The sequence below is a fragment of the Variovorax sp. TBS-050B genome (genome assembly GCF_029893635.1).
Classification (GTDB): Bacteria; Pseudomonadota; Gammaproteobacteria; order Burkholderiales; family Burkholderiaceae_C; genus Variovorax.
In genome coordinates, this window is the sequence record NZ_JARXYR010000002.1 from 854,855 (window position 1) to 871,251 (window position 16,397).

At 69.0% G+C, this 16,397-nt stretch carries 16 protein-coding genes; 4 read left to right on the forward strand and 12 right to left on the reverse strand.

What is annotated here, in order from left to right; translation table 11 throughout:
* Positions 1-24: 24 nt before the first annotated feature.
* The 5 genes from M2165_RS07015 to M2165_RS07035 all read right to left on the reverse strand — a co-directional run bounded on the left by M2165_RS07015 (position 25) and on the right by M2165_RS07035 (position 5,709).
* On the reverse strand, positions 25-1,272 hold the full coding sequence (locus M2165_RS07015; protein WP_280813957.1) for a glutamate carboxypeptidase: 1,248 nt from the start codon (positions 1,270-1,272) through the stop codon (positions 25-27).
* 83 nt (positions 1,273-1,355) lie between these two features.
* Entirely contained in the window at positions 1,356-2,540 is a 1,185-nt protein-coding gene (locus M2165_RS07020; protein ID WP_280813958.1) for an acetyl-CoA C-acyltransferase, read from the reverse strand.
* Positions 2,541-2,702: 162 nt separating this feature from the next.
* The gene (gene aceK, locus M2165_RS07025; RefSeq protein ID WP_280813959.1) at positions 2,703-4,523 is read right to left on the reverse strand and encodes a bifunctional isocitrate dehydrogenase kinase/phosphatase; all 1,821 of its coding nucleotides are present in this window, start codon (positions 4,521-4,523) and stop codon (positions 2,703-2,705) included.
* Positions 4,524-4,536: 13 nt separating this feature from the next.
* The gene (can, locus tag M2165_RS07030; protein WP_280813960.1) at positions 4,537-5,268 is read right to left on the reverse strand and encodes a carbonate dehydratase; all 732 of its coding nucleotides are present in this window, start codon (positions 5,266-5,268) and stop codon (positions 4,537-4,539) included.
* Positions 5,269-5,310: 42 nt separating this feature from the next.
* Positions 5,311-5,709 (reverse strand): MerR family DNA-binding transcriptional regulator, encoded by a 399-nt coding sequence (locus M2165_RS07035; RefSeq protein ID WP_280813961.1) that lies wholly within the window; start codon positions 5,707-5,709, stop codon positions 5,311-5,313.
* Positions 5,710-5,812: 103 nt separating this feature from the next.
* Here M2165_RS07035 and M2165_RS07040 point away from each other — a divergent pair, with 103 nt between their 5' ends.
* The 4 genes from M2165_RS07040 to M2165_RS07055 all read left to right on the forward strand — a co-directional run bounded on the left by M2165_RS07040 (position 5,813) and on the right by M2165_RS07055 (position 9,988).
* Entirely contained in the window at positions 5,813-6,871 is a 1,059-nt protein-coding gene (locus M2165_RS07040; protein WP_280813962.1) for an MBL fold metallo-hydrolase, read from the forward strand.
* Between the two features lie 30 nt (positions 6,872-6,901).
* Positions 6,902-8,215 (forward strand): leucine-rich repeat-containing protein kinase family protein, encoded by a 1,314-nt coding sequence (locus M2165_RS07045; RefSeq protein ID WP_280817487.1) that lies wholly within the window; start codon positions 6,902-6,904, stop codon positions 8,213-8,215.
* A complete protein-coding gene (locus M2165_RS07050; RefSeq protein WP_280813963.1) occupies positions 8,212-9,132 on the forward strand; it encodes a pseudouridine synthase in 921 nt (306 codons plus the stop codon). The genes M2165_RS07045 and M2165_RS07050 overlap by 4 nt, the downstream gene beginning before the upstream one ends.
* Positions 9,133-9,208: 76 nt before the next feature.
* Positions 9,209-9,988 (forward strand): SDR family oxidoreductase, encoded by a 780-nt coding sequence (locus tag M2165_RS07055; RefSeq protein ID WP_280813964.1) that lies wholly within the window; start codon positions 9,209-9,211, stop codon positions 9,986-9,988.
* Positions 9,989-10,007: 19 nt separating this feature from the next.
* On the opposite strand, the gene M2165_RS07060 is transcribed toward M2165_RS07055, so the two are convergent.
* Genes M2165_RS07060 through glyQ form a run of 7 tightly spaced genes read right to left on the reverse strand, consistent with a single transcriptional unit; the run spans position 10,008 to position 16,296 of the window.
* Positions 10,008-10,958 carry a SprT family zinc-dependent metalloprotease gene (locus M2165_RS07060; RefSeq protein ID WP_280817488.1) on the reverse strand — a complete coding sequence of 317 codons (951 nt, stop codon included), beginning with the start codon at positions 10,956-10,958 and terminating at the stop codon, positions 10,008-10,010.
* 51 nt (positions 10,959-11,009) lie between these two features.
* Complete coding sequence (locus tag M2165_RS07065) at positions 11,010-11,783, reverse strand: lysophospholipid acyltransferase family protein (RefSeq protein WP_280813965.1); 774 nt, start codon at positions 11,781-11,783, stop codon at positions 11,010-11,012.
* The gene (gene gmhB / locus M2165_RS07070; RefSeq protein WP_280813966.1) at positions 11,783-12,361 is read right to left on the reverse strand and encodes a D-glycero-beta-D-manno-heptose 1,7-bisphosphate 7-phosphatase; all 579 of its coding nucleotides are present in this window, start codon (positions 12,359-12,361) and stop codon (positions 11,783-11,785) included. Before gmhB ends, M2165_RS07065 begins: the two co-directional genes overlap by 1 nt.
* On the reverse strand, positions 12,358-12,891 hold the full coding sequence (locus M2165_RS07075; RefSeq protein ID WP_280813967.1) for a DUF6036 family nucleotidyltransferase: 534 nt from the start codon (positions 12,889-12,891) through the stop codon (positions 12,358-12,360). The genes gmhB and M2165_RS07075 overlap by 4 nt, the downstream gene beginning before the upstream one ends.
* Positions 12,881-13,210, reverse strand: a complete 330-nt coding sequence (locus tag M2165_RS07080) for a hypothetical protein (RefSeq protein ID WP_280813968.1) — start codon at positions 13,208-13,210, stop codon at positions 12,881-12,883. Before M2165_RS07080 ends, M2165_RS07075 begins: the two co-directional genes overlap by 11 nt.
* A gap of 26 nt (positions 13,211-13,236) precedes the next feature.
* Entirely contained in the window at positions 13,237-15,372 is a 2,136-nt protein-coding gene (gene glyS, locus M2165_RS07085) for a glycine--tRNA ligase subunit beta (protein WP_280813969.1), read from the reverse strand.
* 15 nt (positions 15,373-15,387) lie between these two features.
* Positions 15,388-16,296 (reverse strand): glycine--tRNA ligase subunit alpha, encoded by a 909-nt coding sequence (gene glyQ / locus M2165_RS07090; RefSeq protein ID WP_280813970.1) that lies wholly within the window; start codon positions 16,294-16,296, stop codon positions 15,388-15,390.
* Between the last annotated feature and the right edge of the window lie 101 nt (positions 16,297-16,397).

Below are 16,397 nucleotides of genomic sequence, written 5' to 3' on the forward strand. Positions count from 1 at the left end.
CGAGTGAAAAGCCGGGGGGCGACGTCACTTTCCGGCGCCGAGGTCCATGATCAGCTTCGCGGCCATGTACAGGCGGCGCGGGATCGCGCTGATGTCCACATACTCGGCTTTGTCGCTGTGGTAGCCGAAGCCCGGCAGGCCCAGGCTCTCGATCACCGGCTTGCCCGAAAGCGCCGCGTAGGCCGCGTCGGTGCCGCCACCGGTGCGTTCCTCGACCGTGAGCGTGCCGCCGGCCTCCTTGTAGAAGGCCACGGCCTTGTCGACCAGCTTCCGGCCGCCCTCGCCGGCGTTGAACGCCGGGCGCCCGCGCGTGATCAGCACCTTGACCTCGGCCTCGGGCAGCTTCTTCTGCTGCGCGCGCTCTTCCAGCGTCTTCATCGCGGCGTCGAAGTCCTCGTTGCGCGCATAGCGCACGTCGGCATTGAGGGTGGCGCTGGCGGGGATGATGTTCGACACGTTGCCGGCCTTGGCGATGGTCCAGTTGAAGCGCAGGTGCTTCGCCTTGTCGTCGATGCTCATGGTGCGCAGCACCAGGTCGGAGGCCTCGACCAGCGCATTCACGCCAAGCTCCGGCGCGGCGCCCGCATGCGAGGCCTTGCCCGTGATGTTGACCTGCACGTAGGCGATGCCCGAGGTGCCGAGCGACAGCTTCTCGTCGCCAGCGCCCGTGGGCTCGAACGAGAGCACGTAGTCGGCCTGCTTGGCTTCTTCCTGGATCAGGTCGCGCGAGCCGAAGGAGCCTTTCTCCTCGTCGGTGTTGAACAGCACGGTGATGGTGCCGAAGTCGCGCACGCCGTAGTCCTTGAGCAGCTTGAGCGTGTGCAGGATGACGGCGTTGCCGCCCTTGTCGTCGGCGATGCCCGGGCCATAGGCCTTGTCGCCCTCGACGCGGAACGGCGCCTTGGCGAGCGTGCCCTTGAGGTAGACGGTGTCCATGTGCGACATCAGCAGCAGGTTCTTGCCGCCGCGGCCCTTGAGCCGGCCGACGATGTTGTCGCCCACCACCGGGCCGACCGCCTTGTGGCGCGTGACGGTGAAGCCCAGGTTCTTGAGCTCGCCCTCGAGGAAGTTGCCCGCGGCCGCGAGGCCCTCGGCATCGCCGGTGCCGGTCTCGATGTTGACGAGCTTCTCGAGCGTCTTCACCACCGCGGGCTGCTCGTCGGTGGCGGCCTGGAAGAGCACGTTGTCGCGCTTCTGCGCCCAGGCGGCGCTCGCCACGAAGGCGGTGGCCAGCACGGCGGCGATGGCGGTACGGTGGAGAAAGGGGCGCATGAAAACTCCTGCTTGACGCATTGTTCGTTGTCGAGGTTGATCGAAGCGCCGGGGGCTGTTGGGCCCGCCGGCGATCCGTCGTCTTATAGCAATTCGAGGGCCACGGCCGTGCCTTCGCCGCCGCCGATGCACAGCGTGGCCACGCCGCGCTTCTTGCCGCGCGACTTGAGGGCGTGGATCAGCGTGACCATGATGCGCGCACCGCTCGCGCCGATCGGATGGCCGAGGGCGCAGGCGCCGCCGTGCACGTTGACGATCTCGTGCGACACGTCGAGCTCGTGCATCAGGGCCATCGGCACCACCGCAAAGGCCTCGTTGACTTCCCAGAGGTCCACGTCGCGTGCGGTCCAGCCGGTCTTCTTGAACAGCTTGGCGACGGCGCCGACGGGCGCGGTGGAGAACCATTCGGGCTGCTGCGCATGCGTGGCGTGGGCGACGATGCGGGCGATCGGCCTGGCGCCGATCTTCTTCGCATGCGACTCGGTCATCATCACGAGCGCGGCGGCGCCGTCGTTGATCGACGAGCTCGAGGCGGCGGTGATGGTGCCGTTCTCCTTCTTGAAGGCGGGCTTGAGCGTGGGGATCTTGTCGAGCTTGACCTTGCCCGGGCCTTCGTCGACCGAGATCACGGTCTCTCCGCCGCGGCCCTTGACGGTGACGGGCGTGATCTCGTCCTTGAAGAGGCCGGTCTCGGTGGCCTTCTGGGCGCGCGTCACGCTCGCGATCGCGAAGGCGTCCTGCTGCTCGCGCGTGAACTTGTACTTGGCGGCGCAGTCCTCGCCGAAGGTGCCCATCGAGCGGCCCGGCTGGTAGGCGTCCTCGAGGCCGTCGAGCATCATGTGGTCGAAGATGCGGTCGTGGCCCATGCGGTAGCCGCCGCGGCCCTTGAGCATGAGGTAGGGCGCGTTGGTCATGCTCTCCATGCCGCCCGCGACCATCACCTCGTGCGTGCCCGCGAGCAGCAGGTCGTGCGCGAGCATCGCGGCCTTCATGGCCGAGCCGCACATCTTGCTGAGCGTGACCGCGCCCGCGCTGTCGGGCAGGCCGCCCTTGTAGGCCGCCTGGCGCGCCGGCGCCTGGCCCTGGCCGGCCATCAGGCAGTTGCCGAACAGCACCTCGCCCACGCTCTCGGGCGCGATGCCGGCGCGCTCGACGGCGGCCTTGATCGCGGCGCCGCCGAGGTCGTGCGCGGCGAGCGACGAGAAGTCGCCCTGGAAGCTGCCCATGGGGGTGCGGGCGGCACCGACGATGACGATGGATTCGGACATGGTGGTCTCCTTTCGAGGATGGAAAAAATCGGGAACCGAACGCAGAACAAATACAAAAGTTGCGCAGAAGTCGCAGAGGAAAACTTCAATCTGTTCCGGCTGTTTCTTCTGCGTCCTTCGCGGAACCTTCGCGACCTCTGCGTTCGGTATCCGCTTTCATGGTCAAAAATGCGTCGCATGTCCCTCGTGCGGGAAGCGCTGCGACTCTTCGTACGGGAACACGTCGAGCATCTGCCCGGCCTGGATTCGCTGCTTGTGGTGCTGCCAGAAGGCCGCGTCGAGCAGGTCGGCATGGTGCGCCATGAAGGCCTCGCGCACCGCATCGTTGCCGAGCAGGAAGGGGCCGAAGGTCTCCGGGAAGACGTCCTTCGGGCCGACCGAGTACCAGACCTCGCCGCTCATCTCGTCTTCCTCGTTGCGCGGCGGCGGCACCTTGCGGAACTGGCAGTCGGTGATGTATTCGATCTCGTCGTAGTCGTAGAACACGACCTTGCCGCCGCGCGTGACGCCGAAGTTCTTCCACAGCATGTCGCCCGGAAAGATGTTGGCGGCGACCATGTCCTTGATGGCGTTGCCGTATTCGATCACGGCATGTTCGAGCTGCTCCTTCGCGCGCCGGGCATGCGCCGGGCTCTCGGGCTCGGCCAGCGTGTCGAAGGCTTCCTGCAGGTAGATGTTGAGCGGGATCATGCGGCGCTCGATGTAGACGTGCTTGAGCACCAGCTCCATCTCCCCGTTGCCGTCGCGGTCGGCGATCTCGAGCTGGCTGGGCGCGAAATGCCGGATCTCCTCGATCAGCTCGGGCTCGAAGCGGTCGAGCGGAAAGCCGACGTCGCTGTACTCCAGCGTGTCCGCCATGCGGCCCACGCGATCGTGCTGCTTCACGAGCAGGTACTTGGCCTTGATCTGCTCGCGCGTGGTGTCCTTCTGCGGCGGATAGAAGTCCTTGATGACCTTGAACACGAAGGGGAACGAGGGCAGGTCGAACACCAGCATCACCATGCCCTTGATGCCGGGCGCGATGCGGAAGCGGTCGCTCGAATAGTTCAGGTGCGAGAGGAAGTCGCGGTAGAAGAGCGTCTTGCCCTGCTTCGCGAGACCGAGCGCGTTGTAGATTTCCGCGCGCGGCTTGCGCGGCATCAGCGAGCGCAGGAACTGCACGCAGGCCGAGGGCACTTCCATGTCGACCATGAAGTAGGCCCGCGCGAAGCTGAACAGCATTTGCAGGTCGTCCTCGCCGAAGAGCGCCGCATCGATGTAGAAGCGCCCCCGGCTGTCGTGCAGGATCGGCAGCGAGAACGGCAGCTCGGTGAAGCCGTTCATGATCTTGCCGACCACGTAGGCGCCCTTGTTGCGGTAGAACAGCCCCGAGAGCACCTGCAGCTGAAAGTTGGCACGCAGCTTGACCTGCTGGAAGCGGCCCATGATGGCCTTGGCCACGCGCTCGGCGTCGCGCCGCTTGTTGGCGAAGCTGCCCTGCAGCGCATAGTCGTCGAGCATCTGCTCGATGGTGTCGGCCAGCGTGTCGTTGCTCGGGTAGTAAGGCCGGTACGTCGGTGCGCCGCGCGGCTCGATGTACTCGGTGCTGATGGCCGGGCGCACGAAGATGAAGTCGTTCTGGAAATACGCCCGGTGCAGTATCTTGGTGGTGACCGAGTTGAAGAAGCTCTCGGCCAGCTCGGGCTGGTGGTGGTCCACCAGCAGGCCGATGAAGTGCAGCTTGACCTGGTGCCACACCTCCATCGGCTGTTCGCCGGCCTTGAACTCCTTCTCGAGGCGCGTCACGGCCTCGTTCACCCGCAGGTCGTAGAACTCGATGCGCTCGCGCTGCGCACGCTGCTGCCCATGCCAGTCGGCCGTCTCGAACCGGTGCTTGGCGCGCGCCGATTCGGCGCGGAACAGCGTGTAGTGGCGATTGAAGCCGTCGATCATCGCCTTCGCGATGTCGTAGGCGAGCGGTGAATCGAGACGCTGCGGGAACATGGGCGCGGCCCGGTCAGGCCTGGCCGGCGCCGCCTTCGCTGGCGTCGGCGGCACCGGCGTCCTGCGGCGCGGCCGGAAACTCGGACGGCCGGCTCCACTTGTAGCGGATGCGCTGCACCGCGGCCTTGTACAGCGCGTCGAGCGGCTTGGCGCCGTCCACGCTCAGGCCCTGGTCCTGCAGCAGGCCGTCGTGCACGCCGAAGGTCCAGCCGTGGATCGTGACCTTCTGGCCGCGGCTCCAGGCATCGACCATCACGGTGCTCACCGCGACGTTGACCACCTGCTCGGCCACGTTGAGTTCGCACAGCGCATCGGCACGCACGTCCTCGGGCAGGCTGTCGAGCATCACGTGATGCCTGTCGCGCACGTCCTGGATGTGGCGGATCCAGTTGTCGGCGAGGCCGATGCGCTTGCCGTCGAGCGCCGCCTTGACGCCGGCGCAGCCGTAGTGGCCGACCACCATGATGTGCTCGACCTTGAGGTGCTCGACCGCGAACTGGATCGCCGAGAGCGCGTTCAGGTCGGAGTGCACCACGATGTTCGCGACGTTGCGGTGCACGAACACCTCGCCCGGCTCGAGGCCGGTGATCTGGTTCGCGGGCACGCGGCTGTCGGAACAGCCGATCCACATGTAGCGCGGCGTCTGCTGCTTGACCAGGCTGGTGAAGAAACCGGGCCGGTCGCGTTCCATCTGTGCGGACCAGGCACGGTTGTGGGCGAAGAGGTCGTCGAGTGTGTCGGACATAGGGGGTCGATTGTGGATGAGTCGTGGGGTGGGGCGATGATTTCAGGCCGGTCTGGCGGCCTTCTGCGCGCGCGTGAGCGCGGCGCGGCCTTTCTTCTCGTGCTCCCGCACTTCGGCCAGGTTGGCCTGCAGCTCGGCCAGCTGCGCCTCGAGCTGCGCGCGGTGGGCACCGAGCACGCCGAGGAACTTCTGCAGCTGCGGCACGGTGTCGCGCGGGCTGTCGTACATGTCGAGGATGTCCTTCGCCTCGGTCAGGCTCAGGCCCAGGCGCTTGGCGCGCAGCGTGAGCGTGAGCCGCGCGCGGTCGCGCGCGCTGTAGACGCGCTGCATGCCCGAGCGCTCCGGCGCGAGCAGTCCCATGTCTTCATAGAAGCGGATCGCGCGCGTCGTGAGGTCGAACTCCTTCGCGAGCTGGCTGATGGTGAAGGTCTGCGAGGGCATGCGGAGGAAGAACGGGGGCGTTGCGGTGGCGACAGCAGGTTCTTGCCGCCGTCCCTACAATGGTTGCCTCAATCCATGACGTTTACGTAAACGTCAATCTTACATGAACCTCCTCGAACGCGAACTCCACTACCCCCTGGGCGATACCCTGCCCGCCCCCGGCGAAGCGCTGGAGGTCGCGCCGGGCGTGCGCTGGATCCGCATGCGGCTGCCGTTCGCGCTCGACCACATCAACCTCTGGCTGCTGCGCGACAGCATCGGCGGCGTGGAAGGCTGGACCGTGGTCGACTGCTGCATCGCGCACGACGAGGCGCGCGCGCAGTGGGAGCAGGTCTTCGAGACCCAGCTGCAGGGCCTGCCGATCCTGCGCGTGATCGTGACCCACATGCATCCCGACCACATCGGGCTGGCCGAATGGCTCTGCACGCGCTGGAACGCGCCGCTGTGGATCAGCTCGACCGACTACCACGTCGCGCGCGTGCTCACCTCCGCCGGCGACACGCTCGCGGGCGGCGAGGCCGCGGCGCGCTTCTTCGCCTCGCACGGCCTGAGCGACCCCGAGGCGATGGCCAAGATCCGCGCCCGCACCAGCTACTACGCGAACATGGTGCCGTCGGTGCCCGACCGCTTCGTGCGCATGATGGACGGCGACACGGTCACGATCAACGGCCATGCGTGGCGCTGCATCAGCGGCTACGGCCATGCGCCGGAGCACATCGCGCTCTTCTGCGACGAACTGAAGCTGCTGCTCGGCGGCGACATGATGCTGCCGCGCATCTCGACCAACGTGAGCGTGCATGCGGGCGAGCCCGAGGCGAATTCGCTGCGCCTCTTCCTCGACAGCATCGACCGGTTCAAGGCGCTGCCGGCCGACACGCTCGGCCTGCCCGCGCACGGCAAGCCCTTCACCGGCATCCACCGGCGCGTCGACCAGCTGCAGGAACACCACCGCGACCGGCTGGCCGAACTGCTCGAAGCCTGCACCCAGCGCCCGCTGACGGCGGCCGAGGGCCTGCCGATCCTCTTCAAACGCGCGCTCGACCTGCACCAGATGACCTTCGCGATGGGCGAGACCGTGGCCCACCTGCACCTGCTGTGGTTCGCGGGCCAGGTGCGGCGCGAGCTGGGCGAGGACGGCGTCTATCGCTTCCGCGCCGCCTGATCCCGCGCGCCTAAACTCGGCGGCATGAACATGCCGCAGACGCTCGCCGAGCTGCGCGCCGGCCGGCTGGCGGGCGCCACGCGGCTCGATCTCTCGTGCGGGCTGAACGAGTTTCCGCGCGAGATCTTCGGGCTGGCCGACACGCTCGAGATCCTGAACCTGTCGGGCAACGCGCTCGATGCGCTGCCCGACGACCTGGGCCGGCTGCACCGCCTGCGCGTGCTGTTCTGCTCGGACAACCGCTTCACCGAGCTGCCCGCCGCGATCGGCCGCTGCCAGGCGCTGGAGATGGTCGGCTTCAAGGCCAACCGCATCCGCAGCGTGCCGGCGGCCGCGCTGCAACTGCCGCGGCTGCGCTGGCTGATCCTGACCGACAACGCGATCGAGGCCCTGCCCGATGCGCTCGGCGCCTGCACGCGCATGCAGAAGCTGATGCTCGCGGGCAACCGGCTCCGCGAACTGCCCGCGTCGCTCTCGGCCTGCAGCGGGCTCGAACTGCTGCGCATCTCCGCCAACCGCTTCGAGCAGCTGCCCGGCTGGCTGCTCGCGATGCCGCGGCTCGCCTGGCTCGCGGCGGCCGGCAATCCCTTCGATGCGGGCGCCGAAGACGCGGCGATCGCCGCGCCCTCGGTGCCGCGCGTGCCGTGGCGCGAGCTCGCGCTGGGCCGCCAACTCGGCGAAGGCGCCTCGGGCGTCATTCACCAGGCCACGTTGGGTGCGGCGGGCCGGCCCGTGGCCGTGAAGCTCTTCAAGGGCGCGGTCACGAGCGACGGCTGGCCGCACAGCGAGATGGCGGCCAGCATCGCGGCCGGCGCGCACCGCACGCTGATCGCCGCGGAAGGGCGCATCGAGGGCCATCCCGAGGGCATCGAAGGCCTGGTGCTGGCGCTCGTCGATCCCGCGTTCAGCACGCTCGCCGGTCCGCCGAGCCTGGATTCCTGCACGCGCGACGTCTATGCCCAAAGCGCGCAATGGCCCGCCGGCGTGGCGCTGCGCATGGCGCGCGACATCGCCGCGGCCATGGCGCACCTGCATGCACGCGGCATCCTGCATGGCGACCTCTATGCGCACAACATCCTGTGGCGGCCCGAGGGCGAGGCGCGGCTCGGCGACTTCGGTGCGGCCTGGATGACCGGCGCACTCGATGCGGCGCACACCCGGGCACTGCAGGCGCTGGAGATGCGCGCCTTCGGCTGCCTGCTGGAGGAGCTGCTCGCGCGCTGCAGCGATGCGCCGCCGGCCGCCGCCATCGCCCTGCGGGACCGCTGCCTGCAGCCCGCGCCGGCCGCGCGCCCGTCGTTCGCCGAGGCGCTGGCGCTGCTCGCGCAGGCCGGGTCGCCATGACGCGCCGCCGCCCGCCGCAACTGCCGCTGCCCACGCGCGACGGCGTGGGCCCGAGCTGCGTCGGCCTCTCGCACGGACCCTGGCCGACGATCGCCGAGTTCCTGATCGAGCGCTTCACCGCGATCACGCGCGACGCCTGGCTCGAACGCATCGCGGCCGGCGACGTGATCGACGAGCACGGCGTGCCGGTGACCGCGTCGCGCCGCTACGAATCGCCGCTCCGGGTGTACTACTACCGCACGCTCGAGGGCGAGCAGCCGATTCCCTTCGAGGAGCAGGTGCTGTTCCGCGACGACGAGCTGCTGGTGGTCGACAAGCCGCCGTTCGTGCCGGTCATCCCCACCGGCAGATACCTGCACCAGAGCCTGCTGGTGCGGCTGAAGCGCAAGCTCGGGCTCGACGACCTGGTGCCGCTGCACCGCATCGACCGCAGCACCTCGGGCCTGGTGCTGTTCTCGGTGCGGCGCGAGACCCGCGGCGCCTACCAGGCGATGTTTCCGGCGCGCCGCATCGCCAAGCACTACGAGGCCGTGGTGCCGTGGCAGCCCGGCGTCTCGGCCGTGCCCGCGGTCTACCGCAGCCGGCTCGTCGACGATGCGCACTTCATGCAGGTGAAGGAAGAGGACGGCGAGCCGAATTCCGAGACGCACCTGGCGGTGGCGGAAACCGCGGGCGGCCATGCGCTGCTGAAGCTCTCGCCCGTCACCGGCCGCCGCCACCAGTTGCGCGTGCATTGCATGGCACTGGGCATGCCGATCGTCAACGACCCCTTCTATCCTACCCTGCAGCCGGCCGGCAGCGACGACTTCGACCGGCCGCTGCAGCTGCTCGCGAAGTCGGTGGCGTTCGAGGACCCGCTGACCGGCGAGGCGCGCAGCTTCACCAGCCCGCGCAGCCTGGCACTGCCGCCAAGGTGACGGCCGGCGGGCGCGGGGCGCACTAAGCTCGTCGGCTGGCTTCCATCCCCATCGATCGACACGGAGACAACCGCCCATGGACACCACCCGACTCTTCTCGCTCGAGGGCCGCAGCGCCCTGATCACCGGCGGCTCGCGCGGCATCGGCCGCATGATCGCCGAAGGCTTTCTGGCGCAGGGCGCGCGCGTCTACATCTCGGCGCGCAAGGCCGAGGCCTGCGACGCGGCCGCCCAGGAGCTCTCCGCCTTCGGCCATTGCGTCTCGCTGCCGGCCGACGTGTCGACGCAGGAAGGCATGCAGGCGCTGGTCGCGGCCTATGCGTCGCACGAGAAGACGCTCGACATCCTGGTCAACAACGCCGGCGCGGCCTGGGGCGCGCCCTACGACGAGTTTCCCGAAAACGGCTGGGACAAGGTGGTCGACCTGAACATGAAGACGCCCTTCTTCCTCACGCAGATGCTCACGCCGATGCTGCGCGCCGCGGCCACCGAACACCAGGCGAAGGTGATCAACATCGCGTCGATCGACGGCATCGCGGTGAACCCGCTCGAGACCTACTCCTATGCCGCCAGCAAGGCCGGCGTGATCCAGCTCACGCGCCGCATGGCCACGCGCCTCGCGCGCGACCGCATCGTGGTGAGCGCCATCGCGCCCGGCGCCTTCGCGTCGAACATGAACAAGGATGCGCGCGACCATGCCGACGAGGTCGGCAAGCGCATTCCGGCCGGCCGCATCGGCACGCCCGAGGACATGGCCGGCGCGGCCATCTTCCTGGCCTCGCGCGCGGGCGACTACGTGCTGGGCTCCACGCTGGTGGTCGACGGCGGCGTGATCCACACGCGCGGCACCGAATAAGGCGCCACTGCGGGCGCGGTCAGTTCCAGCGCGGAACGGCCTCGTCCTTGAGCTGCTGCCGCAGCAGGCCGTAGTCGGGCACCACGCTCTCCACCGTTTCCCAGAAGCGGTGCGAATGGTCCATCACGCGCAGGTGCGCGAGCTCGTGCGCCACCACGTAGTCGATCACCGGCAGACGGAAGTGGATCAGCCGCCAGTTGAGCCGGATCGAGCCGTCGGCGCTCGCGCTGCCCCAGCGCGTGGCCGCATTCGAGAGCGAGAGCTTGCGCCACTGCACGCCGAGCCGCGGCGCGAAGTGGTCGAGCCGCTCGATGAAGAGCCGGCGTGCGTTGCGCATCAGCCAGGCCTGCGCCGCGTCGCGGATCTGCGCCGGCCCGGCGTTCTGCGCCACCGCGAGCCGCAGCGTGCGCGGGCCGGCGCCGTCGCTGCTCTCGTCGAGCGTGCCGCCGACGCTGGCAAAGCCGTGCTTCGGATCGAGCCGGATCACCACCGGCTCGCCCATGAACGGAAATTCGGCGCCGTCCTTCCATTCGATGCGCGTGGCCTCGACGCGCGCCTGGCGCTGCCGGGTCTCGAGCAGCTTGCGCAGGATCCAGTCGGCCTTCTCCTGCACCGCGGCATCGACGTCGCGCAGCGTCACCCAGCGCGGCGCGCGCACCGACAGTCCTTCGGCGCCGACCAGGAAGCCGATGGTCTTGCGCTTGCCGCGCTTGAATTCGTAGGCCACGCGCGCGGTGCCGAGCACGGCTTCGCGCGTGGCCTGGGGGTGCACGAAGCTCGCGAGCGAGAGCGTGTCGCGCAGCGGCACCGCGGGCTGCGCGGGGCCGGTGTCGGCGTGCTGCTGCGCATCGGCCGGCGGAGGCAGCGGCACCACGGCCGGCGGCGCGGCCTTTTTCCCCGGCTTGCGCGAACGGCGCTCGGGCGGCTTCGACGGCGCGAATTCGCTGCCGAGCCCCTCGAACAGATCCATCGTGAACTGGAGCAGCCCCCGCATCGCGGCTCTTCTTCTCTCTTGTTGTTTTCAGCCGCCGTGCGCTTGCTGCGCCTGGGTGGGCAGGCCGTCGCGGTAGGCCTCGGGGTCGAGGCGGCGCATCTCGGCCTCGATCCAGGCCTCGACCTCGCGCATCAGTTCGTCGGGCTTGCGGCCCACGCTCGAGATGGCCGGGCCGATCGACACGTCGACCACGCCGGGACGCTTGATGAAGGCCTTGCGCGGCCAGACCTTGGCCGAGGTGACGGCGATCGGGATCACCGGCACGCCGGTCTCGCACGCGAGCCGCGTGCCGCCGCTCTTGTAGGTGCCCTTCTGGCCGCGCGGGATGCGCGTGCCCTCGGGGAACATGATGATCCAGATGCCCTGCGCGAGCAGCTTGCGGCCCTGCGTCACCACCTTGTTGAAGGCCTGCGCGCGCTGGCTGCGGTCGATGTGGATCATGTCGAGCCGCGCCATCGCCCAGCCGAAGAAGGGCACGTAGATCAGCTCCTTCTTGAACACGAAGGCCAGCGGATGCGGCATCAGCGTGGGCATCAGGAAGGTCTCGAAGGTCGACTGGTGCTTCACCAGCAGCACCGCGCCCGCGAGCTTGTCGGTGGGCAGGTGCTCCATGCCGCTCACGCGGGTGCGGATGCCCAGCAGCACGCGTGCGCCGCCGATCGCCCAGCCGAGCCAGCGCACCGCCATCCAGTAGAGCGGAATGCCGCGCTTCCAGAGCGAACTGACGCACATGATGATGCCCCAGGGCACCACGGTGACGAGCATCCACAGGCCATGGATCACGGAACGGAGAAACGCCATCAGACAGCTACCTGGAGTGCGGCCTGCGCTTCGCGCGCAAGCAGAAAGTCGACAAAGGCGGCGAGGTCGTCATGGACGACCGTGTTCGCCGGGTATTCGGGGGGCAGCGGATCGACGCCGCGGCAGGCGGCGCCCATGCCGGTGAGCAGCAGGTGCGGCTCGCAGCCCGCCGCCGCGCCGGCCTGCAGGTCGCGCAGGCTGTCGCCGGCCGTCGGCACGCCCTTCAGGTCGATGCCGAAGCGGTCCGCGATCTGGCGGAACAGCCCCGGCGCGGGCTTGCGGCAGTCGCAGCCCTCGTCCGGGCTGTGCGGGCAATAGAACACCGCCTCGACCCGCCCGCCCACGGCCGCGAGCATCTTGTGCATCTTCGCGTGCATCGCGTTGAGCGAAGCCATGTCGAACAGCCCGCGACCCAGGCCCGACTGGTTGGAGGCGATCACCACCTGCCAGCCCGCATGGTTGAGCCGCGCCACGGCCTCGAGCGCGCCGGGCAGCGGCGTCCACTCGATGTCGCTCTTGACGAAGTCTTCGCGGTGCACGTTGATCGTGCCGTTGCGGTCGAGGATGACGAGTTTCATGCAGTCTTTCCCGCTTCGATGCGGCGGCGTTCGATCCAGTCGCCGATCTGCGCCACCGGGTGTTTCAGCGGATCGAGCAGCGCCGCCCGCTCGCGCAGGATGGAGGCCGAGACCAAGCCGAGCCTGAGCAGCTCGCGCACGAAGTCTGCGTCCTTCTCGCGGCCCGCAACGGCTTTGGACAGCGCCAGGTCGTGCAGTTCAGGGCACACCACCGTCAGCTGGTCCACATAGTGAAGGCTGGCACGCTGCATCCAGTCGCTGGGCATCACGGCCGTCTCGGGGCCGACACCATCGGCGTGGTATCCGAAGGTATCGTCGAAACTCGACAGCGCGCCGATGGCGCCGTCGATCAGGTCCGCCTTTTCCGGGTGCAGCGCGGGATACAGGTCGAGTTCGCGGGAGACGAGCAGTGTCTCGGGCGCCTCAGGCAGCAGAAACAGCAGCGCCTGGCTGCCGATCACGACGAAGGACTGCTCCTCGACAATGGCCGCCGCCGCGCGCAGCACGTGCTCCGCTTCGCTACGCCGCATGTGCGCCTTGCCGCGCCGCGCGCAGCAGCTCGCCGCGCTCGCGCTGCGTCATCAGAACGCCAATGGGAGAGACATTGCGCAAAGCGGCAGCATGGTCATCGTCGCCGCAGGTGCCGCGCTCGACGGCGTCGACGCCGGCGTCCAGCATCGCACGCCATTCGCTCCAGTACGGATCGGATCGCGTGGCGCCGGCCTGGGACTGCCACCGAGCAAGCGTCGCTGCGACCTCGGCGATGCGCGCCGGCTCGGCGCGCAGCCGCGCCACGGCAAGGCGGTGCGCCTGGAGCAGGAAGTCGTCGATCTGCTGCTGCCGGTTCATGGAGCCGAATTATCGAGCGCGCGAAATCAAACGGCCAGCCGCTCGAGCTGCGCCACCCGGTTCATCGCCGCATGCAGCGACATCAGCAGCCCCAGCCGGTTGAGCCGCAGGTCGGCCTGCTCGGCGTTGACCATCACGCCGTCGAAGAAGGCGTCGACCGGCTCGCGCAGCACCGCCAGGGTCTGCAGCGAGGCGGTGTAGTCGCCGGCCTCGAACTGGGCGTTGGCGGCGGGCACCACCTCGGCCATGGCGGCGTGCAGCGCCTTCTCGGCGGGCTCCTGCAGCAGCAGCGCGCTGACGTGCGCATCGGCCTCGGGGGCCTTCTTGAGGATGTTGCCGATGCGCTTGTTGGCAGCGGCCAGGGCGGCGGCGGCGGGCAGCGCGGCGAAGGCGCGCACGGCGGCGAGCAGGCGCGGCACCTCGCCCAGGCGCTGCGGGCGCGGCGCCAGCACGGCATCGACCTCCTGCGCGCTCGCGCCCTGCTCGCGCAGGCTGCCGGCGAGGCGGTCGAGCACGAAGTCCTGCAGCTCGACGGTGGCGCGGGTGGCGTCGAAGCCCTCGATGCCGTCGAACTGCGCGGCCGCTTCGGCGAGCAGCGCGTCGAGGTCGAGCGGCAGGTTCTTCTCGATCAGCATGCGGATCACGCCGAGCGCATGGCGGCGCAGCGCGAAGGGATCGCGGTCGCCCGTGGGCAGGTTGCCGATGCCGAACATGCCGACCAGGGTCTCGAGCTTGTCGGCCAGCGCGACCACCAGGCCGACGGTGTTGCGCGGCAGTTCGTCGCCCGCGAAGCGCGGCTTGTAGTGGTCTTCGATGGCGTCAGCGACCGAAGCGTCGAGGCCGTCGTGCAGCGCGTAGTAGCGGCCCATGGTGCCCTGCAGTTCGGGAAACTCGCCGACCATGTCGGTCACGAGGTCGGCCTTGGCGAGCTGGGCGGCCTGGGTGGCGCGCGCCGCGAGCGTGGCGTCGCCGAGCTTTTCGGCGACGGCGCGCGCGATGCGCATCACGCGCTCCACGCGCTCGCCCTGGGTGCCGAGCTTGTTGTGGTAGACCACCTTGCCGAGCGACTCGACGCGCGAGGCGAGCGACTTCTTGCGGTCCTGGTCGAAGAAGAACTTGGCATCGGCCAGGCGCGGGCGCACCACGCGCTCGTTGCCGCCGATGACCGCGCTCGCGTCGTCGGGGCTGATGTTGCTGACCACCAGGAACTTGTTGGTGAGCCGGTCGGCGCCGTCGAGCAGCGGGAAGTACTTCTGGTTGGCCTTCATCGTGAGGATCAGGCATTCCTGCGGCACTTCGAGGAACTCGCGCTCGAAGCTGCAGACCAGCACGTTGGGGCGCTCCACCAGCGCCGTGACTTCGTCGAGCAGCGCATCGTCCTGGATCGGCGCGGTGCCGCCGCCCACGCGCACCGCCGCGGCGGCGAGCTGGCGCGCGATCTCGGTGCGGCGCGCCTCGAAGCCGGCGATGACCGCGCCCTCTTCCTGCAGCTGCAGCGCGTAGCTGTTGGCATCGCGCAGCACCACGGGATCGACCGCGGCCTCGAAGCGGTGGCCGTGGGTCTCGCGGCCGGCCCGGAGGCCGAGCGCCTCGACCGGCACCACCTCGCTGCCGTGCAGCGCCACCAGGCCGTGCGCGGGGCGCACGAAGCTCACGCTGCTCCAGCCCGGCAGCTCGCAGCCGCTTTCGAGCTGGTAGCTCATGACCTTGGGGATCGGCAGCCTGGCGATGGCCTCGGCGAGCGCCTTCTGCAGCCCCTCGGCCAGGGTCGCGCCCCGGGCGGTGCTTTCGTAGAACAGGGCTTCGGCCTTGCCGTCCATCGCGCGCTTGAGCGCCGGCACGGCCGAGGCGTCGGCGCCGAGCGCGGCCAGGCGCTTGAGCAATGCGGGCGTGGGCTGGCCCGAGGCGTCGAGCCCCACGGTCACGGGCATCAGCTTCTGCGAGACGGCCTTGTCGGCCGCGCGCGCGGCCACGAGCGTGAGGTGCGCCGCCAGGCGGCGCGGCGAAGCGTAGGCGGTGAGCACCGAGCCGGCCTCGGCCAGGCCCTGGGCCACGAGCTGCTCGCGCAGCACGCCGGCGAAGGCTTCGCCGAGCTTCTTCAGCGCCTTCGGCGGCAGCTCTTCGACAAACAGTTCAACCAGCAGGGCGTTCTTGTTGTTCATGGGGGTCGTCATCGCTCAGGCGGCCTTCTTTGGTGCGATCTGCGCGACCCATTCGCGCGGCGCCATCGGGAAGCCCAGCCGCTCGCGGCTGTCGTAGTAGCTCTGCGCGACGCTGCGCGCGAGGTTGCGGATGCGGCCGATGTAGGCCGCGCGTTCGGTCACGCTGATCGCGCCGCGCGCATCGAGCAGGTTGAAGCTGTGCGCGGCCTTGAGCACCTGCTCGTAGGCCGGCAGCGCGAGCTGGGCGGTCATGAGGTGCTTGGCCTGCTTCTCGTGCGCGGCGAAGGCGGTGAACAGGAACTCGGCGTCGCTGTGCTCGAAGTTGTAGGTCGACTGCTCGACCTCGTTCTGCTTGTAGACGTCGCCGTAGCTCAGGCCTTCGGTCCAGGTCAGGTTGTAGACGTTGTCCACGCCCTGCAGGTACATCGCCAGGCGCTCCAGGCCGTAGGTGATCTCGCCGGTGATCGGCTTGCAGTCGATGCCGCCGACCTGCTGGAAGTAGGTGAACTGCGTCACCTCCATGCCGTTGAGCCAGACCTCCCAGCCCAGGCCCCAGGCGCCGAGCGTGGGGTTCTCCCAGTCGTCTTCCACGAAGCGGATGTCGTTCTTCTTGAGGTCGAAGCCCAGGGCTTCGAGCGAGCCGAGGTACAGCTCGAGGATGTTGGCCGGCGCGGGCTTGAGCACGACCTGGTACTGGTAGTAGTGCTGCAGGCGGTTCGGGTTCTCGCCGTAGCGGCCGTCCTTGGGGCGGCGGCTGGGCTGGACGTAGGCGGCCTTCCAGGGCTCGGGGCCGAGCGCGCGCAGGAAGGTGGCGGTGTGCGAGGTGCCCGCGCCCACTTCCATGTCGTACGGTTGCAGCAGCGCACAGCCCTTGTCGGCCCAGTACGACTGCAATTTGAGAATGATTTGCTGGAAGGTCAACATGAAGCAGCAGGCCGGCGTGACCGGACATTGGACGGTAGCGCGGTGGTCCACCGCGAAAGGGGCCGATTTTACGGGTGGAGGGCAACTCTCCCACAGCGAGC